Source organism: Aeromonas sp. QDB63 (assembly GCF_027707425.1).
GTDB classification, from domain to species: Bacteria; Pseudomonadota; Gammaproteobacteria; order Enterobacterales; family Aeromonadaceae; genus Aeromonas; species Aeromonas caviae.
In genome coordinates this window covers 16,491-38,873 of sequence record NZ_JAPCIS010000040.1, presented here as the reverse complement: position 1 = coordinate 38,873, position 22,383 = coordinate 16,491, and the positions used below count along the sequence as shown (strand labels likewise).

Below are 22,383 nucleotides of genomic sequence, written 5' to 3'. Positions count from 1 at the left end.
CCCAGGGCGGTGAAGATATCAAAGACCCGTTTTCCGGTAAATCGCAATGCGGCTCCGCTTAAGTGAACAGCATTGCCGCAATTGCGGGGCGTTTTTTTATGCAGAACTCACACAGTGACGAGCGGTCATCGGTCCGCTGGTACGCCAGGCGGCAGCAGCCACTCCCCCTGCCACAGGGTCAGTGCCCGGCCCGCCATCAGCACCCGCTCCTCCTGCAATTCCAGCCTGAGATCCCCGCCCCGGGCTGAGATCTGGCGGGCCCGCAATTGCCGTTTGCCGAGCCGCTCTGCCCAGAAGGGCACCAGGGCGCAGTGGTTGGAGCCGGTCACCGGATCCTCGTCCACCCCGACCCAGGGGGCGAAGTAGCGGGAGACGAAGTCGTCCTCTCCCCGGCTCGATGGCGCCGTCACCATGATCCCCCGGCCCGGCAGCGCCCGCAGGGCGTGAAAATCGGGGGTGAGCGCGCGGACCTCTTCCTCGCTGGCGAGCTCAAGCAGGAACTTGGCCCCGGCCGCCAGGGTTTGCAGCGGCTGGCAGCCAAGAGCCGCCCCATAGGCCGGATCCAGAATGAGCGGCGCCAGGGCAATGCGCGGAAAATCGAGCCAGATCCACTCCCCTTCCCGCCGGGCAACCAGCTCGCCGCTGCGGGTCGCGAAGCGGATGGGCTGATCTTCGGCCACCGCCCCCGTCTGCCACAGCACATGGGCCGCCGCCAGGGTGCCATGGCCGCACAAGTCCACCTCCACTTGCGGGGTGAACCAGCGCAACCCGTAATGCTCCTCCCCCAGTTGGGTCAGAAAAGCGCTCTCAGAGAGGTTGAACTCCGCTGCCATGGCCTGCAGCTCGGCGTCGGGCCGCGCTTCCCCCAGCACCACCACGGCGGGGTTGCCTCCGAAGGGGTGATGGCTGAAGGCGTTGACATGATAGAGACGGGACATGGTTGCTCCTTGGGGCATGAGAGATCACCGGGACAGGGGGCTCGGCAAGGCCATTTTTATATCACGGGCGCCCCGGGGCTGAGATGGATTTTGGCTTTATAAATTCATAAATCGCATAAAGAAGATATTTTTATTCTTTGTTGTTATTCATTACACCCCTTACCCTGACCAAAAATCAGACCATGGAAGACATGTGTGATGCCATTGACAGCCCCCACCCTGAGCCCGCTCTCTGACGAACAGCAGCGCCAGCTCAACCAAGTTCTCACCACCCTCAATACCCAGCAACTGGCCTGGGTCAGCGGTTATCTCTACGGCCTCTCCCAGGCGGGCGTCCAGCCCGTGGCGAGCGCAGGCGCAGAAGTCGCGGCTCCCGGCGGCAGCCTGACCATTCTCTACGGCTCCCAGACCGGGAATGCCAAGGGCGTGGCCAGCGCCATCAAGGCCCAGGCCGAGGCCCGCGGCCTGCCGGTGACCCTCACCTCCATGGCGGACTACAAACCCAAGCAGCTCAAGAAAGAGAGCCACCTGCTGGTGGTAGTGAGCACTTACGGGGAGGGGGAGCCCCCCGAGAGCGCCGTCGATCTGTTCGAGCAGCTTAAAAAAGGCAAGGTCGGCAAGCTGGAAGGGCTCAAGTTTGCCGTGCTGGGGCTGGGTGACAGCTCCTATGAGTTCTTCTGCCAGACCGGCAAGGATTTCGATGGTTTCCTCGCCAAAGCGGGGGCCGAGCGCATCCATGAGCTAGCTAGCCTCGATGTGGATTATCAGGATGCCGCCAAGGCCTGGGGCGAGCAGGCCGTTGCGGCGGTCGCCGCCACCCTCTCTGCCGGCGCCGCGACTGCCAGCGTGGCGGGCTCGGTGCAGGCCGCCGTCGGCCACAGCCAGTACAACAAGGAGAACCCCTTCCCGGCCAGACTCTCGGTGAACCAGAAGATCACCGGCCGCGACTCCACCAAGGACATCCGTCACATCGAGATCAACCTGGAAGAGTCCGGCATCACCTATCAACCGGGGGATGCGCTCGGCATCTGGTTCGACAACGACGCTGATCTCGTGGGGGAAGTGCTGGCCCTGACCGGTCTGACCGGTGACGAGGCTACCCCCCATGGCAGCCTGCGCGAGGCGCTGACCCGTCACTACGAGCTGACCCGGCTGCACGGCGGCCTGATCACTGGCCTCGCCGAGATCACGGACAACGCGGCGCTCAAAGATCTGGCCGGTGACAAGGCCCAGGTCAACGCCCTGGTGGCCAGCGCCCAGGTGGTGGACGTACTGAAACGCTTCCCGGCTTCCTTGAGTGCCGATCAACTGATCGCACTGCTGCGCCCCCTCACCCCCCGCCTCTACTCCATCGCCTCCGCCCAGAGCGAGGTGGAAGAAGAGGTGCACCTGACCGTCGGCGTGGTGCGCTACCGCCAAGAAGATGGCACAGTGCGAAGCGGCGGCGCCTCCTCCTATCTGGCGGACCGTCTGCCGGAAGATGCCGAGGTCCGGGTGTTCGTGGAGCACAACGACAACTTCCGCCTGCCCGCCAATCCCGACACCCCCGTCATCATGGTGGGGCCGGGCACCGGCATTGCCCCGTTCCGCGCCTTCCTGCAGGAGCGGGAAGCACAGGGGGCAGAGGGCAAGAACTGGCTCTTCTTCGGCAACCCCCACTTCACTCAGGACTTCCTCTATCAGGTGGAGTGGCAGCGTTATGTGAAATCGGGACTGCTGTCCAAAATCTCCCTGGCCTTCAGCCGGGATCAGGCCAACAAGATTTATGTGCAGGACCGCCTGCGCGAGGCAGGGCTTGAGCTCTACCAGTGGCTGGAAGCAGGCGCTCACTTCTATGTGTGTGGCGACGCCAACCACATGGCGAAGGATGTGCAGGAAGCCCTGCTGGAAGTGATTGCGGAACACGGCCACAAGAGCCGTGAGGAAGCAGAAGAGTATCTGAGCGAATTGCGTCGTGCCAAACGTTATCAAAGGGATGTCTATTGATGAGCAAACAACTTATTCCGGGACCGGTCGAAGGGCCGCTGGCTGACAACGAACGCCTCAAGCGCGAGAGCAACTTCCTGCGCGGCACCATCGCCGAAGATCTGCAGGACCCGCTCACCGGCGGCTTCAACGGCGACAACTTCCAGCTGATCCGCTTCCACGGCATGTATCAGCAGGATGACCGCGACATCCGCCCGGAGCGCGCCGCCCAGAAGCTGGAGCCCCTGCACAACGTCATGCTGCGCGCCCGCCTGCCCGGCGGCATCATCACCCCGGCCCAGTGGCAGGTGATCGACAAGTTCGCCGAAGAACACAGCATGTACGGCAGCATCCGCCTGACCACCCGCCAGACCTTCCAGTTCCACGGGGTACTGAAGCGCGACATCAAGCTGATGCACCAGACCCTCAACAGCACCGGTATCGACTCCATCGCCACCGCGGGGGACGTGAACCGCAACGTACTCTGCACCAGCAACCCGGTGGAGTCCGAGTTGCACCAGGAGGCCTACGAGTGGGCCAAGAAGATCTCCGAGCACCTGCTGCCCAAGACCCGCGCCTACGTGGAGATCTGGCTGGATGGCGAGAAGCTGGGGGGTGACGAGGAGCCGATCCTGGGCTCCAACTACCTGCCGCGCAAATTCAAGACAACCGTGGTCATCCCGCCCCACAACGATGTGGACATCCACGCCAACGATCTCAACTTCGTGGCCATTGCCGATCACGGCAAGCTGGTGGGCTTCAACGTGCTGGTGGGGGGCGGTCTGGCCATGACCCACGGCGACACCACCACCTACCCGCGCAAGGCGAGCGACTTTGGCTTCATTCCGCTCTCCCACGTGCTGGAGGTGGCGGCCGCCGTGGTCAGCACCCAGCGCGACTGGGGCAACCGGGTCAACCGCAAGAACGCCAAGACCAAGTACACCCTTGAACGGGTGGGGGTCGAGGCCTTCAAGGCCGAGGTGGAGAACCGCGCCGGCATCCAGTTCGGGCCGGTTCACCCCTATGAATTCACCAGCCGTGGCGATCGCTTCGGCTGGGTGGAGGGGATCGACGGCAAGCACCACCTGACCCTGTTTATCGAGAACGGCCGCCTGCTGGACTTCCCGGGCAAGCCCCTCAAGACCGGCATGCTGGAGATCGCCAAGGTGCATCAGGGGGACTTCCGCCTCACCGCCAACCAGAACCTCATCATCGCGGGCGTGCCTGCCGGCGAGAAGGCACGCATCGAAGCCCTGGCGCGTCAGTACGGTCTGCTGGATGACGGCGTGAGCGAGCAGCGCAAGCAGTCCATGGCCTGTGTGGCCCTGCCCACCTGCCCCCTGGCAATGGCCGAGGCCGAGCGCATGCTGCCTGCCTTCGTCACCGACATCGAGGGCCTGCTGGCCAAGCACGGCCTGGCGGATGACGCCATCATCTTCCGGGTCACCGGCTGCCCCAACGGCTGCGGCCGCGCCATGCTGGCGGAAGTGGGTCTGGTGGGCAAGGCGCCGGGTCGCTACAACCTGCACCTGGGGGGCAACCTGGAGGGGACCCGCATCCCGCGCCTGCACCTGGAGAACATCACCGAGCCGCAGATCCTGGCCGAACTGGACGCCCTGATCGGCCGCTGGGCGAGCGAGCGCAACCCGGACGAGTGCTTCGGCGATTTTGTCATTCGCGCCGGCATCATCGCCCCGGTTATCGACTCCGCGAGGGACTTCTATGCAGCCTGAACAGACTGATACAGCCCGGCTGGCGCGCACCGCCGACGGCCGGCTCGACCTCGACGCCCTCCTGGCCCTGGGCCGGGAGGATCAGGTCGAGGCGCTGGCCCCTCTCAACCGGGAGCTGGACGCCATGAGCGCCCCCGAGCGGGTGCGCTGGGCCCTGGCCAACCTGCCGGGGGAGCATGTGCTGTCGTCGAGTTTCGGCATCCAGGCGGCGCTCATGCTGCACCTGGTGAGCCGCGAGCGGGCCGACGTGCCCGTGGTGCTGACCGACACCGGTTATCTCTTCCCCGAGACCTACCGTTTCATCGACGAGCTGACCGAGCGTCTCGCGCTCAACCTCAAGATCTACCGGGCCGAACTCAGCCCGGCCTGGCAGGAGGCCCGCTTCGGCCTCCTGTGGGAGCAGGGGGTGGAGGGGATCACCCGCTACAACCAGCTCAACAAGGTGGAGCCCATGGACCGCGCCCTGAACGAGCTGGGTGCCCGCACCTGGTTCTCGGGCCTGCGCCGTGAGCAGTCCGGCAGCCGGGGCAAGCTGCCGGTGCTGGCCATCCAGCGCGGTCGCTTCAAGTTCCTGCCGGTGATCGACTGGAGCAACAAGGACGTCTTCTACTACTTCAAGGAGTTCGACCTCCCCTACCACCCCTTGTGGGAGCAGGGCTACCTCTCGGTCGGCGACGTGCACACCACCGCCAAGTGGGAGCCCGGCATGAGCGAGGAGCAGACCCGCTTCTTCGGCCTCAAGCGCGAGTGCGGCCTGCATGAGGAAGGTGGCGAGAGCGACGGCTCCGGCATCTGATCCCCCGGCCCGGCCATGTGCTGCGCCCCGCCCACAAAAAAACGCCCGGCAACTGCCGGGCGTTTTTCTTTGTGCAGAAGGGCGACGTACCCCTCATTACATGGCGGCGGCGCGCGCCTGATTCATCCAGTCGTTCACCAGTGCCTCGTGGCCCTTGAGCCAGGCGTCGGCATGACGCTCCACGTCCGCCGGCTTGTTCTGCCCTTTGTTCATCAGGCCGTTCTGCACGTTGATGTCATTGAGCGGCAGCTTGACGATGGAGAAGAGCTTGGCGGCGGCCGGATTGGCTTCGGCAAACCGCTTGTTGGCAACAATGTGCATGGTGTTCACCGCAAAGCCGTAGTTCTTGCCGTTCGGCAAACGGGTCTTGGCCGCATCCGGGGCGTCGGCGGGGACTTCCAGCCACACCACATCCTTGCCCGGCACCAGTTCGCTGCTGAGCCAGTAGGGGGTCCAGGTGTAATAGAGCACCGGCTTGCCGGCCTGGTAGCGAGCCAGGGTATCGGCGATCAGCGCCGCGTAGTTGCCCTGCTTGTGGGCCACCGTGGGGGTCAGACCAAAGGCGTCGAGGTGATGGTTGATCGCCCCCTCGCAGCCCCAGCCGGGGTTGCAACCAATGAGGTCGGCCTTGCCGTCGCCATCCCCGTCAAACAGCGCCGCCACCTCGGGATCCTTGAGCTGGCCCAGGTTGGTGATGCCGTATTGGGTCGCGGTCTTCTTGTCGATGAGGTACCCCTGGGCGGCACCGGCCACATAGGTGCCCTCACGGAAGAACACCTTGTCGCCCCCCGCCTGCTCGTACTTGTTGTCCTGCAGCGGCACCCAGTTGAACGCGAGGAAGGTACCGTCTCCCTGGGCCACCGAGGCATAAGCCACGTTGTAGTCCACCTCCTGGGCGGGCTGGACATCGTAACCCAGACGCGCCATCAGCTTGCTCACCAGCAGGCTCTGGAAGGCCTCTTCCGGCAAGGAGCTCTGCAAGGGCTGAACGCGAACCCCCTCCCCCGGCAACTCGGCGCTGGCCATGGCGAGCGGGCTCAGCAGTTGGGCACTCAGCAGCAATGTGCCCAGGGTCAATCCTTTGGTGGTCTGTCTCATGCATTTACTCCTTTGTAATCGATTTTCTTGTCACGACCGGTCAGACGCAGCAGCAGGGCGGCGGGGCCGTGCTGATACCAGCGGCCGGTACGGGTGCGATCCGGTTGCCCCATCGCCTGGGTGAGGCGGTCGAGCACGATGGCCAGCAGCACGATGCCGAGGCCGCCGATGGAGGCGAGCCCCATGTCGAGCCGGCCGATGCCGCGCAGCACCATCTGGCCGAGGCCCCCCACCGCGATCATGGAGGCGATCACCACCATGGAGAGCGCCAGCATCAGGGTCTGGTTGACCCCGGCCATGATGGTGGGCATGGCGAGCGGCAGCTGTACCTTGAACAGCAACTGGGAGGGGCTGGCACCGAACGAGTGGGCCGCTTCCACCAGATCTGCAGGCACCTGGCGAATGCCCAGCATGGTCAGCCGGATCATCGGCGGCAGCGCGAAGATGACGGTCACCACCACCCCGGGCACGTTGCCGATGCCAAACAGCATCACGATGGGGATGAGGTAGACGAACGCCGGGGTGGTCTGCATGGCATCCAGCAGCGGCCGGGTCCAGGTGGAGAGCCGCTCGCTGCGGGCCAGCAGGATGCCGGTGGGCAACCCCAGCAGCACACAGAAGAACAGCGAGGTCAGCACCAGGGACAGGGTCACCATGGCATCGGACCAGGCCCCGATGAGCCCGATCCCCACAAGAGACGCGAGCGTGCCGAGCGCCATGCGGCCGTTCACCAGTTGCCAGGCAAGCAGGGCCAGGAGCCCCATCATCAGGGTGGAGGGCACCGTCTGCAGCAGATGGGTCATGGCGTTCAGGGTCAGCTCCACCGGTGCGCGGATCAGCTGGAACAGCGGCCGCAGGTTCTCCACCAGCCAGCCGATGCCCCCTTCCACCCAGGTATCCAGCGGCACCAGCGCCTGCTGGAAAGGATCCAGCCAGTCGATGGCGGTTGTGGTGTCGGCGGCTTCGATCTGGTTCTGCCAGTCGGTGGCCTGGGTGTCGGTACTGCCCCAGGGATCGGACACCTCGGTGGACGCAGGTGCGCTCCAGGGATCTGCCGCCACCTCATCGGCCCGCAGGGAAGGGCTCGCCAGCAGCACCAGGGCCAGCAGCCCGCTCAGCAAGAAATGGGGATTCATCAGCTTCATGCCGGGGTACTCCTGTCCAGGGTGTTGAGCAGATTGGCCTTGGAGATGAGGCCGAGGTAAGTGCCATCCTCCTCGACCACGGGCACCTGACAGGGAGCGGCCGCCACCTGGCTGATCAGTTCATTGAGGGCGGTGTCCGCCAGAATGGGCTGGATGTCCGCCAGCAACGCCTGCTCCAGGCTGCCTTTGGCCCTGACCGCCTGACCGAGCGACTCCACCGAGACGACCCCGAGGAAGCGACGGCTGCGATCCACCACGTAACCGAACTCCCGCTCAAGCTCCTTGAGCTGGCGCAGGGCGTTGCCCGGCCCGTCGGTGGTGTGTTTCTTGATGAGGGGCACCTGCTTGCGGCTGGCCACATCGCGGGCGCTGAACACATGGGCCAGATCCACCCCGCGAAAGAAGGCGCGCACATAGTCGTTGGCGGGCTGGTTCAGGATCTCGTCCGGGGTGCCCACCTGCACCAGCTGGCCATCCTGCATGATGGCGATGCGATCGCCGATGCGCATCGCCTCGTCCAGATCGTGAGAGATGAAGACGATGGTGCGCTGCTGGCTGGCCTGCAGCTTGAGCAGCTCATCCTGCATTTCGGTGCGGATCAGGGGATCCAGCGCGGAGAAAGCTTCGTCCATCAGCAGGATGTCGGGGTCATTGGCAAGGGCCCGGGCCAGCCCGACCCGCTGCTTCATGCCGCCGGAGAGGGCATCCGGATAAGCCTCTATCCACTGTCCCAGCCCCACCTGATGGAGCGCCTGACGGGCGCTCTGCTGGCGCTCCGCCAGCGGTACACCGGTCAGCTCCAGCCCGAAGGCGGTATTTTCCAGCACACTCAGGTGCGGCATCAGGGCGAAAGACTGGAATACCATGCTGATCTTCTTGCGGCGCACCCGGCGCAGCTCGCGCTCCGAGATGGCGGCGATGTCCTCGCCATCGATCAGCACCTGGCCGCGGGTCGGCTCGATCAGCCGGTTGAAGAGACGCACCAAGGTGGACTTGCCCGAACCGGAGAGGCCCATCACCACGAAGATCTCCCCTTCGTTGATGGACAGATTGACATCCTGGACCCCCAGGGTCTGTCCGGTCTTTTTCAGGATACTGGCGCGATCATGCCCTTTCGCCAGCAATTTGAACGCTTTATCCGGCTGATCGCCGAAGATTTTGTAGAGGGATTTGACCTCGAGTTTGACTGTCATATTGTCCTTTTTTCTTGGCCGACGCCTTGCCTGGCAAACCGTCGAACGTGAGCCAACTACTTTTAACACTAAGTAATTTCACACCCAAATAAAAGAACCAATTGAAGCCAATCTGGAAATGTTAAATTTAACTTATTGATTTTTATTGGTTATTTTCATTCATAAAAATCCATTAAATCACGATAAAAACGCCTATAACAGACAGGGCCGCCACAGTATCGATGCACTTTCAGCACATTTCATTAATGATTAAAAGGCGTTAGCAGCAGGCGAAAAGAGAGGGTGGGGAGGATGGCCCCCATCGGAGCGATTAATGGCCTATTCATTACATAACTAATCATTTTAATGTCACGCATTCCGGATATTGCTTCAGGCACCTTCAGCCATGCCGGTTCAGCCCCCTTCTCTTTGCAGTAACAGGGCACAAAAAAGCCCCCGGCTGTCGCAAGGGGCTCTTCATGGCATCAGAGGGCTCAGCGCCGCTGCCAGGTCTCGAAACAGTAGGGATGGGGGTTCTTCTCGTCAGGCTGATGTAACTCGCGCTCGATGCACGACCAGTCGTTCTCATCGAAGGCCGGGAAGCGGGTATCCCCTTCCACCGCCAGATCGATACGGGTCAGATAGAGCCTGTCGGCCCGTGGCAGCAGCTGGCCGTAGAGATGACCGCCCCCGATCACCATCAGCTCCGCGACGTCACTATCCGCCAGCAGGGCCAGTGCGGCCTCCACCGAGTCGATAACCTCCACGCCGTCGGCCCGGTAGTCGGGGTTGCGGCTGATCACCAGATTGCGACGGCCGGGCAGCGGTCGTCCGATGGATTCAAAGGTCTTGCGCCCCATCAGCACCGGCTTGCCCAGAGTGACCCGCTTGAAGTGGGCCAGATCCGCCGGCAGGTGCCAAGGCATCTGGTTGTCCAGCCCTATCACCCGATCGTGGGCCATGGCGGCAATCATGGAAATCATCATGGGGTCAACCTCTCGCACCGTCGTCAGATAATGGGGCGGTTACGGTACACGACCAGAGAGGGGATCGCCAAACCGAAACTCAGGGCCCCCACGATAAACAGCGCCTTGAGGCCGTTCTCCACCGCGCTCTGAAGCAGCTCCATGGTCACCCCGGAGATATTGAGCTCCACGATGGCGATCATGGTCTTGAACGCATAGCTGCCCGGGATCATGGGGATGATGGAGGCAACGCTGAACACAGGGCGCGGTGCCAGCAGGCGGCGCGACCAGTAGACACAGACAAAGCCGACCGTGGTCGCCGCTGCCAGGGTGGCCCACTCGATGGGCATGCCGTAGTGGATGAGCAGGGTACGCAGGCTGTGGGCCAACGCGCCCCCCATGGCGCAATATTTGAGCATCCGTGGCGGCACGTTGAACAGCATGGCAAAGCCCACCGCCGGAATGGCCGACCAGAAGGCATCCTTGGCCAGCAGCCAGAGCAGTTCCATCATACTTTCCACCCCCAGATACCGGTCACCGACATGGCGAGAATGATCCCTATGGCTGCGCTGATGGTCAGCAGTGTCGCCGTGCCCCAGCGGGCCAGCCCCATGTTGAAGTAACCCTTCACCATGTCGGAGACCGCATTGATGAGCGGGAACCCCGGCACCAGCAGCAACACGCTGGCGGCCATGGCGAGATAGGGTTGTTCGCCCCAGCCGAAGAAGGTGGCGCTGGAAGCGAGCAGGGTGGCGATAAACCCGGTGGCGGCAAAGTTGATGAGGGGGCTGTGGTGATGGCGGGCAATGAGCTGGCGCACCCGCATGGCGACCGAGGCCGAGCAGCAGGTCACCAGGAAGATGGGCCAGTCACCGCCAAACAGCAGGCAGAAGGCACCGCAGGAGAGCCCCACCATGGGCACCACCAGCCAGGGGTGATAGTGGAACGGCGTGATGGCCTCGAGGCGCTGACGTACCTCGCGCGCGCCGATAAGCGACTTTTCCGTCATGATGCAGATGCGCTGGATTTCGCACACCACCTGCATGTTGATGCCGTGCTCCCGCACCCGGCGGGTGGTGGTGACGCAACTGCCCTGGTAGAGGCTGGTGAGGACGATGGCGCTGGAAGAGATGGCCATCTCGACGCTCTCCAGCCCGAGCGCCATGCCCAGGCGGACCGTGGTCTGCTCGATGATGCGGCTCTCCGCCCCAAACTGGGCCAGCATCTGGCCCGCCTTGACGATGATCCGGGTGATCTCCGTCTGCTGCTCTCGCGACAGCACCCTTCCTGGTGTGATGCTTCTCATGATCCCTTTGAGTCATAGCAAGATGAAATGTGTCTGGATATTACCCCAAAATAAATACACCTTCATCCATCTCTATCGGACTGCGGGCACTGGTCACTATTATTCAGCCGCCCGGGGAATATTTGCAGCAAATAAAAAACAATTCACCCAACTTGCTTAACAACTTGTTTGAGAAGGGGTGAAACAAATTAATAAATACCCTGTTTTTTTTATATCTTGAACAGGGCCGTGAATTATTTCCGTTTCAGATAACTGGAAAACGCTATCACATTATCCGGCAGCGGGGGCTCTGCCATTTCCTGACAAGATTCGTTCTGCAGATCCAGAATGTGCTGGCGCATGGCGTAGACGGAGTCATGCATCATGTTGGCTATCCGGATGCAGCTGTCGAGGTTGTTTCTTGCCAGGCGGCGCTGGCAGTCGATGCGAAATTGCAGACCTCGCAACCGACGTTGCCGCTCTGGCCCCACCTGGGCGATCAGGGTCTCTATCTGCTGGTGCAGCAGCGCGTCGAGTCGCTCCGGCTCGGCCAGCGCCCAGTACTTCAGGGTATCGAAATCAGGCAGCTCCATATACCCTCCTGGCCGGACCTCGCCCATGGAACGGAACGACGCCGGGCACATCACTATTTCACTGTCCCTAGGGAAGGTTATATAGGATGGTGGCGATTTTGGGCCATTCACCGCCGAGCCACAGGAGTCCGGTTTTTGGCACGGATTGCGCATCGTTGGCGGAAAAAATCATTTATTCCTTATGATTCATGAAATTAACCGAATCCGGCCTGCGTCAGTTTTTTTATAAAATTTCAGCACCATTTTTCTCGGCCTTATGCCTTATTAAGGGACTTTCCTCAAAATTGTTTTTCATTCGACTCTCCCCCAGGCTCGATGCCCTCCCCTTGCCTCATCCGGCGGTTTAACATATCTCACTGATTATGTTATTTTATTTACCACTTTATTGCGGCAACCAAGGGCAGACCATGAGCAAGGCAAGAATCGGTATCGTCACCGTCAGCGATCGCGCCAGTGCAGGCATCTACGAAGATCTCTCCGGCAAGGCCATCATCGACACCCTGAACGCCTACCTGACCTCGGAATGGGAGCCCGTCTATCAGGTGATCCCCGACGAGCAGGATCAGATTGAGGCGACCCTGGTTCGGCTGGTGGACGATGAGCAGTGCTGCCTTGTCGTTACCACGGGGGGCACAGGGCCGGCCAGGCGGGATGTGACCCCGGAGGCCACCGAGGCGGTGTGCGATCGCATGATGCCGGGCTTTGGCGAGCTGATGCGGGCCGAGTCCCTCAAGTTCGTGCCGACCGCCATCCTGTCGCGCCAGACCGCCGGCCTGCGCGGCAGCTCGCTCATCGTCAACCTGCCGGGCAAGCCCAAATCGATCCGCGAGTGCCTGGATGCGGTCTTCCCCGCCATTCCCTACTGCATCGACCTGATGGAAGGGCCCTATCTCGAGTGCGACGAGGCCATCATCAAACCGTTCCGCCCGAAGAAATAAGCACTGGGCGGGGATTTCCCCCGCCCTTTGCTCATTTGCGCCCGTATACCTTGACCCCGGCCTTGCTCCCTTCCGAATTGCCGTACACCTCGATCCGCTTGATGCAGAGCCGGCTGCCGAGGGATTGCCACCCCGACTCCTGATCCTCTTTCAGATCCTTGTCGAAATAGAGGGTCTTGCTGCGATCGTTGCCATAAAACACCTTGACCCGCTCCAGGGTCAATTCCCGTCCTGCCTTGACCATGATGGATTTGGTCGGCCGGCAGGCGAGCATGGGAATGATGGCGGGATGATCGCCGACCCCGAGCAGAATGGTCTGCCCCAAGCGGATATCCTCGTCGGCCATGGCGGGGGGAACAGCAGCCCCCAGCAGCGCCATGGGTACGCAGATGCGCAACGCGCGGGCAAGAGTGGACAAGGAGTAAAGGGAAAACAGCGCTGACATGATGCCTCCTGAAAAAAGGAGTCATGATAAGGGCCCGATGCCAGACCCAAGCTGTACTGGCCCTGTACCAGGGGCCATGACAATGGCCGGAGGCCGTGTGGGTAACGGGGGCCTGGGCCCCCGTTACCCCTGCCGGACGCGCTAACCGCCCCACATGGCCGACAGCCGCGACTCCATGGCCTCTTCCTGCTCATCCGGCAGCTCGGTGAAGAAGTCGAGTCCGGTCTGCTCCTCCACCTCATCCACCGTCACCACATAGTCCGCCAGCCGACTGGCCGAGACGTTCTCTTGCGACAGGATGAAGGCGATGGCCCGCTTGCCCGCCAGATCCATCACCACCCGGTAGTAGGCGTGGGGCACGGTCACGCCGTTGCCGATGGCGCCATCGGAGTGGGTGAAGATGGGGCCGGTGATCACCTGCACGCTCTTGTAGGTGATGGCCCACTGCCGGGTCTTCTCCTCCAGGATGCGCCAGGCCCCCTGGTTGAGCGCCGGCAGTTGCGGGGTCATGTTGGTCAGCAGGAAGCTCTGCTTCATGGTGTTGGCGGTGGAGCGCATGTCCGCCGCCGGCGCCTGGTGGCCGCGGTCATAGCCCGAGCCCTTGTAGTCCGACAGGGTGGCGCGAAACTGCACCGGCACCTCCTTGTCCTCGGCGGAGGCATCCTTGCGCGGCACCTGGCCCTGGGCGCTGGCGGCCGTCATCCGGTAAGAGACCCAGTCAGAGACCTTGGTGTCGTAGTTGTACCCGGCGGCATAGCCCTCCCGGCACAACAGCTGACTGGATTGACCGGGTACCCCCTGGGTGACGTGCTCCCCGCACTGGAATCCCGCCGCCAGGCTCGGGAAGGTGGTGAGAGTGAATCCGATAGCCAGAACTAATTTATTGATATTATTCATTATTATGCCACTCCTTGTGTTAGGCGGAGTGATTTGACACCAGGTCGGATGAGCAAGGCAATCGCACAAATAGCGAGCAATCCGGAAATGTGAAGAGGACGGTAAAACCGCAAACAAGGCGCCGCCAACCGGGGGATTGTCATCCCGCCGCCACTGTGCTGAGGGGGGAATTTCTCCAGCACTATCAGAGGGATAAGGGGTCAACACCGAGGCACTCTGTCAGCACAGCGCCCGGCTCCCGCCACGCACGCCCCTGACCGGGTCAGGGAATATCGAACAAATCCCAGCGAAATAAGGGATCCTCAAGCCCGATAATTAGTCCGCGCTTGTTTGCTCGAGATCAAACGGAGCCATGAAAAGCCCTCTAGAATCAGCCCGTCAGCTATTTGGGGCACCATGAAAGGGGGCCGTTCATGGCAAAAATGCCCGCAGGATTTCTCCTTCATGAATAAGCGGGCCCCGTTGCCGGAATACATCATGGCGCCGCCTCATGCCACGCTTCAAATAACGATGACGACAGACCTTTCATAACAATTAATCCGGTCTGGCACCGCGTACCCTGCGTTTCCAACGATGCCATTGACGAGGCCTTCCTGCCGGAAGGCCAGGAATGGCCGTGCTTTTCAATCAGGATAAGGATGCATGATGAAAAAGTCCCTGCTGGCTGGCGCCCTGCTGCTCTGCCCTGCCGCCTTTGCCGCCACCACACACTGGGAATACAGCGGCGAGGCCGGCCCGGCGAAATGGGCCAGCCTGACCCCGGAATATGGCCAGTGTGCCGGCAGCAACCAGTCGCCGGTCAACCTCTCGGGTCTGGTGAAGGCCGATCTGGCCCCCCTGCAGTTCCACTATCAGGCGGGTGGCAAGACGCTGGTCAACAACGGCCACACGGTGCAGGTCAACTATGCCCCCGGCAGCACCCTTGAGCTCGACGGCATGCACTTCGAGCTCAAGCAGTTCCACTTCCACGCCCCCAGCGAAAACCTCATCGAAGGCAGGTCCTACCCCCTGGAGGGTCACCTGGTCCATGCCAATGACAAGGGGGAGCTGGCGGTGGTCGCCGTGATGTTCGAGCCGGGCCAGGCCAACGGGGCCCTGAGCCAGGCCTGGCAGGTGTTGCCAGCCAAGGCGGGGGAGATCCATGCCTTCAAGGAACCCATCTCGGCAGAGCAACTGCTGCCCGCCCAGCACGACTACTACCGCTTCAGCGGGTCCCTGACCACCCCACCCTGCTCGGAAGGAGTGCGCTGGCTGGTGATGAAGGAGCCGGTCCAGGCCAGCCAGGCCCAGATCGATGCCTTCAAGGCGGTGATGCACCACCCCAACAACCGCCCCGTCCAACCTCTCAACGGGCGACTGGTGCTGGAATAAGAGGGTTATCTCACCGATTCGCGCAATAAAAAGAGGGCCTGTTGGCCCTCTTTTGCATCTTTCGCAAAGGTATTTACAGGCTGGCAGCGATGCGCGCCCCCAGCGCGGCGTTGTTCAGCACCAACTGAATATTGGCCGCCAGGGAGTTGCCACCGGTCAGCTCGCACACCCGGGCCAGCAGGAAGGGGGTGGACGCCTTGCCCTTCACCCCCTGCTCGTCCGCCTCTCGCAGTGCCTGGGCAATGGCGGCGTCGATGTCGGCCTTGGGCATTGCAAACTGGGTCGGGATCGGGTTGGCCACCACGGCGCCCCCGGCCAGCCCCAGCTCCCACTTCAGTCGCAGTGCCTCGGCGATGGCCGCCGGGCTCTCCAGGCGGTAATCCACCTTGAAGCCGCTCTCCCGGGTGTAGAAGGCGGGCAGCTCCTCGGTCTGGTAGCCGATCACCGGCACCCCCTGGGTCTCCAGGTACTCCAGAGTCAGACCGATGTCGAGGATCGACTTGGCGCCGGCGCAGACCACGGCCACCGGGGTCTGGGCAAATTCCTGCAGGTCAGCGGAGATGTCGAAGGTCTCCTGGGCGCCGCGATGCACGCCGCCGATGCCGCCGGTGGCGAACACCCGGATCCCGGCCATGGCGGCCACTATCATGGTGGAGGCTACCGTGGTCGCCCCCAGCCCCTTGTTGGCCAGCACGAAGGGGATGTCGCGGCGGCTGCACTTGGTGGCGGCGTGGCCGGCCCGGCCCAGCGCCTCCAGGGCCCCCGCATCCAGACCCACCTTGAGGCGGCCATCGATGATGGCGATGGTGGCCGGCACGGCGCCGTTGTCCCGCACCACCTGCTCCACCTGGCGCGCCGTCTCCACGTTCTGCGGATAGGGCATGCCGTGGGAGATGATGGTGGACTCCAGGGCCACCACCGGCTTGCCGGCAGCCAGCGCGGCGGCAACTTCAGGTTGGATATCGAGGTAAGCGTTCAACATGGGTACTCCTCCAGCATGCGTTCAACGGCGGCCTTGGATAGGCCGGAAAAGACGGTATCGGAACAATTGACGGTGAGGGCGGCGCAACCGAGGGCGAACCGGGTTGTCTCCATGATGCCCTGCTCCTGCAGCCAGGCGTGGGCCAGCCCTGCCATGAAGGCATCGCCGCCGCCGGTCACGTTGACGACCGGGCTGCCGAGCACGGGCAGATGGCCCTGGCAGGCCCCGTCGCTATAGAAGATCCCCTGATCGCCGAGGCTCAGGAAGAGCCGCTGCACCCCGGCGCGGTGGAACCAGGCCGCCGCCATGGGCCAGGTGTCGGGCCCGCCGATGGTGAAGCCGCACAGCTGCTCCGCCTCGGTGCGATTGGGTTTGAGGGTGTGGATGCGGTGCAGCCAGGGGCGGATCTTCTCCACCTTGGCCACCGACACGGTGTCCACGAAGATGATGTGCTCCCCCTGGCGCTCGAACAGCCAGTCCAGGGTGTGGGTGGCGAGGTTGGTGTCGAGCACCCAGAGCCGGGCCGCGCCAAGAAAACCGCTCAGGGGGGTGAGCCGGGCCGGGGTGAGCTGCTCGATGATCCCCATGTCGTTGACGGCGCAGCTCATCTCGCCGCTGCCATCGTGCAGGCTGAGATAGCAGGAGGTCGATTGACCCTCCAGTACCAGCACCTGGCGCACGTCGACCCCGGCGCGCTGGCTCACCTCCAGCAGGTGGTGGCCGTATTGATCGTTGCCCACCGCAGTCAGCAGCCGGGTGTCGGTGCCAAGGCGCGCCAGGTTCTCGGCGATGTTGCGCCCTACCCCGCCGGCGGAGGTGCGTACCCGGCCCGGGTTGGAATCGCCGATGCGCAGGTTGTCGTGGCTGCAGCCACAGATATCCATGTTGGCGCCGCCGATCACCACGGCGTAGGGACCTTCGCGCAGCACATAGCCGCGCCCCTGCACATAGCCCTGGCGCATCAGGCTGGAGATGTGGCTCGCCAGCGCGGAGCGGCTGATGCCGAGCCTGTCCGCCAGCTCCTGCTGGGCAATCATGGGATCCTGGCGCAGCAGGGCGAGGATCTCTTGCTCACGTTCCGTCATAGACAAACATCCAGTTGCAAACGTTTGTCCATTATTTCCGAATAAACGTTTTCCCACCATCCTCTCGTACAAGAAATGTCGGGTCGCGCACAAAAAATCACCGGGCAGTGCCCGGCGATCAAAACATGGTTTTCAGATGGGCCACTCACCCCAGCTGTACCCAGACCTCGCTCCCCTCCAGCCGCACCGGCCAGCAGGCGACGCTCAGGGCAGGATCGTCCAGACAGCGACCGTCCATCAGGGCGTAGCGCTGCTTGTACAGCGGCGAGGAGACCACGGGCTCCCCACCGGCATCCCCCACCAGGCCACGCCCCAGCACCGCAACGCCGGCCAGGGGGTCCACCCCGTCCAGGGCATAGACATGCTCCCCGAGGCGAAACAGCGCCAGTACCCGCCCCTCCAGCCAGGCGCTGCGCCCGGCCTGCTCCGGCAGCGCCGCCAGCTCGCACACCCGGTGCCACTGCCCGCAGAGCTGTGCATCGTCCTTGTCATCCTTCATACCACCTCCTTGATACTGATGGCGGGCGTGCAACCCGCTGCCCCCGCTCATACCACCTCCTTGATAGCGATATCCGGCACCCATTGCCCCCGCTCCTCACGGCGCGGCGGCGTCTCGTCCTCGGGCCGGTTGACGAAGGCCTCGAACAGCTTGAGCTTGTCCGGATCCGCCAATGTGCTCTTCCACTCGCACTGCCAGGTGCCGACTATCCCCTCCATCATGGTCTCCAGCTCGGCACCGATGCCGAGCCTGTCCTCGATGATCACCGACTTTAGGTAGTCGAGCCCCCCTTCCATGTTCTCCATCCAGACCGAGGTACGTTGCAGCCTGTCCCCGGTGCGCACATAGAACATCAGCAGCCGGTCGATGTAGCGGATCAGGGTCTGCTCGTCGAGATCCGTGGCGAACAGGTCGGCGTGGCGCGGCCGCATGCCGCCGTTGCCACACACATAGAGGTTCCAGCCCCGCTCGGTGGCGATGACGCCGATGTCCTTGCTCTGGGCCTCGGCGCACTCCCGGGTGCAGCCTGAGACCGCAAACTTCAGCTTGTGGGGGGCCCGCAGCCCCTTGTAGCGGTGCTCCAGGGTCTGGGTCAGGGTCATGGAGTCCTGCACCCCGTAACGACACCAGGTGGAACCCACGCAGGACTTCACGGTACGCACCGACTTGCCGTAGGCCTGACCGGTCTCAAAGCCCGCCGCCACCAGCTCGCCCCAGATGGCGGGCAGCTGGTCGACCCGGGCGCCGAAGAGATCGATGCGCTGGCCGCCGGTGATCTTGGTGTAGAGGCCGTACTTGCGCGCCACCTCGCCAATGGTGATGAGCCCCTCCGGGGTGATCTCCCCCCCCGGGATGCGCGGCACCACCGAATAGGTGCCGTCCTTTTGTAGGTTCGCAAGGAAGGCGTCGTTGGTATCCTGCAACGCGCGGTGGGGCTTCTCCAGCACGTGCTCGTTCCAGAGGGACGCCAGGATGGAGGCCACCGTCGGCTTGCAGATGTCGCACCCCAGCCCCTGGCCGTGCTTGTCCCGCAGCGCCTCGAAGCTCTTCAGCTCGCCCACCCGGGCCAGGTGATAGAGCTCCTGACGGCCGTAGGCGAAGTGCTCGCACAACCCCTTGTCCGCCTCGACGCCAAGATCCGCCAGGGTCTGATCCACCACTTGCTTGAGCAGGTTGCTGCAACCGCCGCAACCCGTGCCGGCCTTGGTGCAGCTCTTCACCGCCGACAGCTCGTGATTGCCCGCCCGAACGGCGGCCACCACGTCCCCCTTGCTGACGTTGTGGCAGGAGCAGAGGATGGCGCTGTCCGGCAGCACCAGGGGCGCGGGAGCGGCCCCGACCTCCCCCACCAGCAGGGAGAGCGGCGGCTGGGGCAGCGCCACCCCGTTCTGGTAGTATTGCAGCAGCCGCTCGTAATCGGCCCCGTCCCCCACCAGGATGGCGCCGAGCAGGCGGTTGCCCTCGCCGTCGGTCACCAGCTTCTTGTAGATGCCGTTGACCCTGTCCAGCAGCAGCAACTCCTGGGCGCCGGCGGTACTGGCGTGGGCATCGCCGATGGAGCCCACGTCCACCCCCATCAGCTTGAGCTTGGTGGACATGTCGGCCCCGATAAAGCGGGTCTCGCCGCCGCACAGACTGGCCACGGCGGCCCGGGCCATCTGGTAGCCGGGAGCCACCAGGCCGAAGATGCGGCCCTGCCAGAGCGCGCACTCGCCGATGGCGAGGATGGCGGGATCCGAACTGTGGCAGCCATCGTCGATGCAGATGCCGCCGCGCTCCCCGACCTCCAGCCCGGATTGCCGGGCCAGGGCGTCGGCGGGTCGAATACCGGCGGAGAACAGCAGCACGTCGGTCTCAATGTGGGAACCGTCCTTGAAACGCAGGCGATGACGGGCCTGCTCCCCCTGCTCGATGCACTCGGTGGCCTTCTCCACCAGCACCTCGACCCCGAGGGCCTGGATCTTGTCCCGCAGCACGGCGCCGCCGCTCTCGTCGAGCTGCACCGGCATCAGCCTAGGGGCGAACTCCACCACCTGGGTCTTGAGCCCGAGCAGGCGCAGGGCGTTGGCCGCCTCCAGCCCCAGCAGGCCGCCACCGATGACCACGCCGCTGCGGGCCTGGGCGCAGGCATCGCGGATGGCGGCGAGATCTCCCAGGGTGCGATAGACGAAGCAGCCCTCCCGCTGATGACCGGGGATGGGGGGCACGAAGGGCACGGAGCCGGTCGCCAGCACCAGACGGTCGTAAGGGAACTGCTCGCCGTTGGCCAGCGTCAGGGTGCGGGTGGCCCGGTCGAGCACCTCCACCTCGGCCCCCAGCCGCAGCGCAATGCCGCTCTCTTCATACCAGGCGGGGTCGGCCATGCGCAGGGCCTGGGGCGCCTTGCCGCCGAATACCTCGGAGAGGTGCACCCTGTCGTAGGCGGCGTCAGGCTCGGCGCCAAACACCGTCACGTCGAACCGCTCGAGGCCGCCCGCTGCCACCAGCTGTTCGACGAAGTGGTGACCCACCATGCCGTTGCCCACCACCAGCAGCCGTTGCTTTGCGGTCTGTTCGGCGGAACCACTGTTCTGGCGACCGAGCAGGCCCATGCCGTCCTCTGTCACCCACTGTTGCTCTTTGTCAGTCATGTCTCTCTTCCTTGAATCCGGCGGGCTCAGGCGCGCAGCTTGCTGCGCACCTGCCCGGCTGCCTTGAGGGGGGTCACCTTGCGTTGCTTCTCGTAGAGGAAGCGCAGCACCTGCTGGCGCAGCTTGTGGTAGTGGGGATCGTCCGCCAGGGCGACCCTGTCTCTGGGCCTTGGCAGGTCCACGGTCAGGATCTCCCCGACGGTAGCGCTGGGGCCATTGGTCATCATGACGATGCGATCGGAGAGCAGCACCGCCTCGTCCACGTCGTGGGTGATCATGATGACGGTGTTGCCAAGCTCCGCCTGGATCGCCATCAGCGCGTCCTGCAAATGGGCCCGGGTCAGGGCATCGAGGGCGCCGAACGGCTCGTCCATCAGCAGCACCTTGGGGGAGAGCGAGAGGGCGCGGGCGATGCCGACCCGCTGCTTCATCCCCCCCGACAGCTCGTGGGGCATCTTCTGGCTGGCGTGATCCATCTGCACCAGGGAGAGGTAGTAGTCCACCCGCTCCGCCACCGCCCGCTTGTCAGACTCCACCTGGGCCACCGCCAGCGCCACGTTCTGCTGGACGCTGAGCCAGGGCAGCAGGGCGTGGTTCTGGAACACCATGGCCCGCTCGGGCCCCGGGCCCGCCACCTCGCGACCATCGAGAATGATGCCCCCCAGGGTCGGCTCCAGCAGCCCGGCCACCAGGTTGAGCACCGTGCTCTTGCCGCAGCCCGAGTGACCGATGAGGGAGACGAACTCCCCCTTCTCGATGCGCAGGTTGACCCGGCTCAAGGCCTCGAAGCTGCCCTGCTCCGTCTCGAACGAGATGCCGACGTCGCTTATCTCCAGATAACTCTTCATTGGCTCTTCTCCTGCCTGAATAGAAATGTGATTAACGCAGCACCTGGCGCTTGTCCCAGGACAACCACTGCTGCAGGGCCAGCATGCCCCTGTCCAGGGCGCAGCCGATGAGGCCTATGGTGATCACCGCCACCATGATGCGGGCCAGAGACGCAGAGCCGCCGCTCTGGAACTCGTCCCACACGAACTTGCCGAGCCCCGGGTTCTGGGCCAGCATCTCCGCCGCGATCAGCACCATCCAGGCCACCCCCAGGGAGAGCCGCAGCCCGGTGAAGATCATGGGCAGGGCCCCGGGCAGCACGATGCGCCGCACGTGGGTCACAAAAGAGAGGCGCAGCACTCGGCTGACGTTGTGCAGATCCCCATCCAGCCCCGCCACCCCCACCGCCGTGTTGATCAGGGTCGGCCAGAGGGAGCAGAGGGTCACCGTCAGGGCCGAGGTGAGGAAGGACTTGGCAAGCCAGGGGGCAGGATTGGCGTAGAGGGCGCTCACCACCAGGGTGATGAGGGGCAGCCAGGCCAGGGGGGAGACCGGCTTGAGCAGCTGGATCACCGGGTTGGCTGCGCGATAGAGCCCCTGATTCATGCCGAGCAGCACCCCGCACGGAATGGCGATCAGGGTCGCCAGCGCGAAGCCGCACAGCACGGTGAGCAGGCTGGTGGCTATCTGATCGAAGAAGGTGGGGCGCCCTGTGTAGGGGCGCAGCTTCACCTCGGCCGCCGGATCCTCCGCCAGCCTTGCCGCATTGCGCACCTGTTGGCGTTCGAGGAAGGCCGCCGCCTTCTCCCGCTCCTGCAGATGCTCCTGCCCGAGGGACCAGAGCTGGCTGGCGGTGGCGAGCGGCCCCGGCAGGGTGCCCAGACTGGTCTGCACCTGGCTCGCCCCCCACTGCCAGAGGCCGAGGAAGAGCAGCACGCCGAGCAGGGGCTGCACCATGATTTTCCAGTTGATGGCTTTTAAATGGATGAGGGGCCATGTGTGTCGTTTCATCGGGATC

Annotated in this window: 21 protein-coding genes; 5 read left to right on the top strand and 16 right to left on the bottom strand. The window is 63.7% G+C overall.

Annotation, left to right across the window (positions count from 1 at the left end; translation table 11 throughout):
• Window positions 1-125: 125 nt before the first annotated feature.
• The gene (locus tag PG879_RS18410) at window positions 126-938 is read right to left on the bottom strand and encodes a PhzF family phenazine biosynthesis protein (RefSeq protein ID WP_270830554.1); all 813 of its coding nucleotides are present in this window, start codon (window positions 936-938) and stop codon (window positions 126-128) included.
• Between the two features lie 198 nt (window positions 939-1,136).
• On the opposite strand from PG879_RS18410, the gene PG879_RS18405 reads away from it, so the two are divergent.
• Genes PG879_RS18405 through PG879_RS18395 form a run of 3 tightly spaced genes read left to right on the top strand, consistent with a single transcriptional unit; the run spans window position 1,137 to window position 5,432 of the window.
• Window positions 1,137-2,924, top strand: a complete 1,788-nt coding sequence (locus PG879_RS18405; protein ID WP_039040325.1) for an assimilatory sulfite reductase (NADPH) flavoprotein subunit — start codon at window positions 1,137-1,139, stop codon at window positions 2,922-2,924.
• Window positions 2,924-4,636: an assimilatory sulfite reductase (NADPH) hemoprotein subunit gene (gene cysI, locus PG879_RS18400; RefSeq protein ID WP_039040326.1), complete on the top strand. Its 1,713-nt coding sequence runs from the start codon at window positions 2,924-2,926 to the stop codon at window positions 4,634-4,636. Before PG879_RS18405 ends, cysI begins: the two co-directional genes overlap by 1 nt.
• Window positions 4,626-5,432: a phosphoadenylyl-sulfate reductase gene (locus PG879_RS18395; protein WP_270830553.1), complete on the top strand. Its 807-nt coding sequence runs from the start codon at window positions 4,626-4,628 to the stop codon at window positions 5,430-5,432. The genes cysI and PG879_RS18395 overlap by 11 nt, the downstream gene beginning before the upstream one ends.
• A 96-nt stretch (window positions 5,433-5,528) precedes the next feature.
• Here PG879_RS18395 and proX read toward each other — a convergent pair whose 3' ends face one another.
• The 7 genes from proX to PG879_RS18360 form a co-directional block, all read right to left on the bottom strand.
• Window positions 5,529-6,530, bottom strand: a complete 1,002-nt coding sequence (proX, locus tag PG879_RS18390; protein ID WP_270830552.1) for a glycine betaine/L-proline ABC transporter substrate-binding protein ProX — start codon at window positions 6,528-6,530, stop codon at window positions 5,529-5,531.
• A complete protein-coding gene (gene proW / locus PG879_RS18385; RefSeq protein WP_270830551.1) occupies window positions 6,527-7,675 on the bottom strand; it encodes a glycine betaine/L-proline ABC transporter permease ProW in 1,149 nt (382 codons plus the stop codon). The genes proX and proW overlap by 4 nt, the downstream gene beginning before the upstream one ends.
• Window positions 7,672-8,868, bottom strand: coding sequence for a glycine betaine/L-proline ABC transporter ATP-binding protein ProV (proV, locus tag PG879_RS18380; protein WP_270830550.1), 1,197 nt, complete (start codon window positions 8,866-8,868; stop codon window positions 7,672-7,674). The genes proW and proV overlap by 4 nt, the downstream gene beginning before the upstream one ends.
• 473 nt (window positions 8,869-9,341) lie before the next feature.
• Window positions 9,342-9,833: a type 3 dihydrofolate reductase gene (folA, locus tag PG879_RS18375; protein WP_104452412.1), complete on the bottom strand. Its 492-nt coding sequence runs from the start codon at window positions 9,831-9,833 to the stop codon at window positions 9,342-9,344.
• 23 nt (window positions 9,834-9,856) lie between these two features.
• Complete coding sequence (locus tag PG879_RS18370; protein WP_010675437.1) at window positions 9,857-10,324, bottom strand: threonine/serine exporter family protein; 468 nt, start codon at window positions 10,322-10,324, stop codon at window positions 9,857-9,859.
• The gene (locus PG879_RS18365; protein ID WP_050498274.1) at window positions 10,321-11,118 is read right to left on the bottom strand and encodes a threonine/serine ThrE exporter family protein; all 798 of its coding nucleotides are present in this window, start codon (window positions 11,116-11,118) and stop codon (window positions 10,321-10,323) included. The genes PG879_RS18370 and PG879_RS18365 overlap by 4 nt, the downstream gene beginning before the upstream one ends.
• A gap of 233 nt (window positions 11,119-11,351) precedes the next feature.
• Window positions 11,352-11,690, bottom strand: a complete 339-nt coding sequence (locus PG879_RS18360) for a DUF3135 domain-containing protein (RefSeq protein ID WP_010675440.1) — start codon at window positions 11,688-11,690, stop codon at window positions 11,352-11,354.
• A 407-nt stretch (window positions 11,691-12,097) separates the two neighbouring features.
• On the opposite strand from PG879_RS18360, the gene mog reads away from it, so the two are divergent.
• Window positions 12,098-12,628, top strand: coding sequence for a molybdopterin adenylyltransferase (mog, locus tag PG879_RS18355; RefSeq protein ID WP_041212474.1), 531 nt, complete (start codon window positions 12,098-12,100; stop codon window positions 12,626-12,628).
• A gap of 31 nt (window positions 12,629-12,659) precedes the next feature.
• Here mog and PG879_RS18350 read toward each other — a convergent pair whose 3' ends face one another.
• Complete coding sequence (locus PG879_RS18350) at window positions 12,660-13,007, bottom strand: DUF2541 family protein (protein ID WP_143238290.1); 348 nt, start codon at window positions 13,005-13,007, stop codon at window positions 12,660-12,662.
• 207 nt (window positions 13,008-13,214) lie between these two features.
• Complete coding sequence (locus PG879_RS18345; protein WP_270830549.1) at window positions 13,215-13,970, bottom strand: DNA/RNA non-specific endonuclease; 756 nt, start codon at window positions 13,968-13,970, stop codon at window positions 13,215-13,217.
• A 645-nt stretch (window positions 13,971-14,615) separates the two neighbouring features.
• On the opposite strand from PG879_RS18345, the gene PG879_RS18340 reads away from it, so the two are divergent.
• Complete coding sequence (locus tag PG879_RS18340) at window positions 14,616-15,341, top strand: carbonic anhydrase (protein ID WP_039040335.1); 726 nt, start codon at window positions 14,616-14,618, stop codon at window positions 15,339-15,341.
• A gap of 73 nt (window positions 15,342-15,414) precedes the next feature.
• Here the strand turns inward: PG879_RS18340 and PG879_RS18335 are convergent, their stop codons facing one another.
• From PG879_RS18335 to PG879_RS18310, 6 genes are all read right to left on the bottom strand, one after another.
• Complete coding sequence (locus PG879_RS18335; protein WP_039040336.1) at window positions 15,415-16,323, bottom strand: pseudouridine-5'-phosphate glycosidase; 909 nt, start codon at window positions 16,321-16,323, stop codon at window positions 15,415-15,417.
• Complete coding sequence (locus PG879_RS18330) at window positions 16,317-17,408, bottom strand: PfkB family carbohydrate kinase (protein WP_042014421.1); 1,092 nt, start codon at window positions 17,406-17,408, stop codon at window positions 16,317-16,319. The genes PG879_RS18335 and PG879_RS18330 overlap by 7 nt, the downstream gene beginning before the upstream one ends.
• Before the next feature lie 145 nt (window positions 17,409-17,553).
• Window positions 17,554-17,907, bottom strand: coding sequence for a nitrite reductase small subunit NirD (gene nirD, locus PG879_RS18325; RefSeq protein ID WP_043154291.1), 354 nt, complete (start codon window positions 17,905-17,907; stop codon window positions 17,554-17,556).
• Window positions 17,908-17,954: 47 nt separating this feature from the next.
• The gene (nirB, locus tag PG879_RS18320) at window positions 17,955-20,537 is read right to left on the bottom strand and encodes a nitrite reductase large subunit NirB (RefSeq protein ID WP_270830548.1); all 2,583 of its coding nucleotides are present in this window, start codon (window positions 20,535-20,537) and stop codon (window positions 17,955-17,957) included.
• Window positions 20,538-20,563: 26 nt separating this feature from the next.
• Window positions 20,564-21,385 (bottom strand): ABC transporter ATP-binding protein, encoded by an 822-nt coding sequence (locus PG879_RS18315; protein ID WP_010675449.1) that lies wholly within the window; start codon window positions 21,383-21,385, stop codon window positions 20,564-20,566.
• Window positions 21,386-21,416: 31 nt separating this feature from the next.
• Window positions 21,417-22,376 carry an ABC transporter permease gene (locus PG879_RS18310; RefSeq protein WP_171865679.1) on the bottom strand — a complete coding sequence of 320 codons (960 nt, stop codon included), beginning with the start codon at window positions 22,374-22,376 and terminating at the stop codon, window positions 21,417-21,419.
• Between the last annotated feature and the right edge of the window lie 7 nt (window positions 22,377-22,383).

Coding starts and splice junctions, on each gene's coding strand:
- PG879_RS18410 (WP_270830554.1), bottom strand. CDS start 938: ATGTCCCGTCTCTATCATGTCAACGCCTTCAGCCATCACCCCTTCGGA.
- PG879_RS18405 (WP_039040325.1), top strand. CDS start 1,137: ATGCCATTGACAGCCCCCACCCTGAGCCCGCTCTCTGACGAACAGCAG.
- cysI (WP_039040326.1), top strand. CDS start 2,924: ATGAGCAAACAACTTATTCCGGGACCGGTCGAAGGGCCGCTGGCTGAC.
- PG879_RS18395 (WP_270830553.1), top strand. CDS start 4,626: ATGCAGCCTGAACAGACTGATACAGCCCGGCTGGCGCGCACCGCCGAC.
- proX (WP_270830552.1), bottom strand. CDS start 6,530: ATGAGACAGACCACCAAAGGATTGACCCTGGGCACATTGCTGCTGAGT.
- proW (WP_270830551.1), bottom strand. CDS start 7,675: ATGAAGCTGATGAATCCCCATTTCTTGCTGAGCGGGCTGCTGGCCCTG.
- proV (WP_270830550.1), bottom strand. CDS start 8,868: ATGACAGTCAAACTCGAGGTCAAATCCCTCTACAAAATCTTCGGCGAT.
- folA (WP_104452412.1), bottom strand. CDS start 9,833: ATGATGATTTCCATGATTGCCGCCATGGCCCACGATCGGGTGATAGGG.
- PG879_RS18370 (WP_010675437.1), bottom strand. CDS start 10,324: ATGATGGAACTGCTCTGGCTGCTGGCCAAGGATGCCTTCTGGTCGGCC.
- PG879_RS18365 (WP_050498274.1), bottom strand. CDS start 11,118: ATGAGAAGCATCACACCAGGAAGGGTGCTGTCGCGAGAGCAGCAGACG.
- PG879_RS18360 (WP_010675440.1), bottom strand. CDS start 11,690: ATGGAGCTGCCTGATTTCGATACCCTGAAGTACTGGGCGCTGGCCGAG.
- mog (WP_041212474.1), top strand. CDS start 12,098: ATGAGCAAGGCAAGAATCGGTATCGTCACCGTCAGCGATCGCGCCAGT.
- PG879_RS18350 (WP_143238290.1), bottom strand. CDS start 13,007: ATGGCGCTGCTGGGGGCTGCTGTTCCCCCCGCCATGGCCGACGAGGAT.
- PG879_RS18345 (WP_270830549.1), bottom strand. CDS start 13,970: ATGAATAATATCAATAAATTAGTTCTGGCTATCGGATTCACTCTCACC.
- PG879_RS18340 (WP_039040335.1), top strand. CDS start 14,616: ATGAAAAAGTCCCTGCTGGCTGGCGCCCTGCTGCTCTGCCCTGCCGCC.
- PG879_RS18335 (WP_039040336.1), bottom strand. CDS start 16,323: ATGTTGAACGCTTACCTCGATATCCAACCTGAAGTTGCCGCCGCGCTG.
- PG879_RS18330 (WP_042014421.1), bottom strand. CDS start 17,408: ATGACGGAACGTGAGCAAGAGATCCTCGCCCTGCTGCGCCAGGATCCC.
- nirD (WP_043154291.1), bottom strand. CDS start 17,907: ATGAAGGATGACAAGGACGATGCACAGCTCTGCGGGCAGTGGCACCGG.
- nirB (WP_270830548.1), bottom strand. CDS start 20,537: ATGACTGACAAAGAGCAACAGTGGGTGACAGAGGACGGCATGGGCCTG.
- PG879_RS18315 (WP_010675449.1), bottom strand. CDS start 21,385: ATGAAGAGTTATCTGGAGATAAGCGACGTCGGCATCTCGTTCGAGACG.
- PG879_RS18310 (WP_171865679.1), bottom strand. CDS start 22,376: ATGAAACGACACACATGGCCCCTCATCCATTTAAAAGCCATCAACTGG.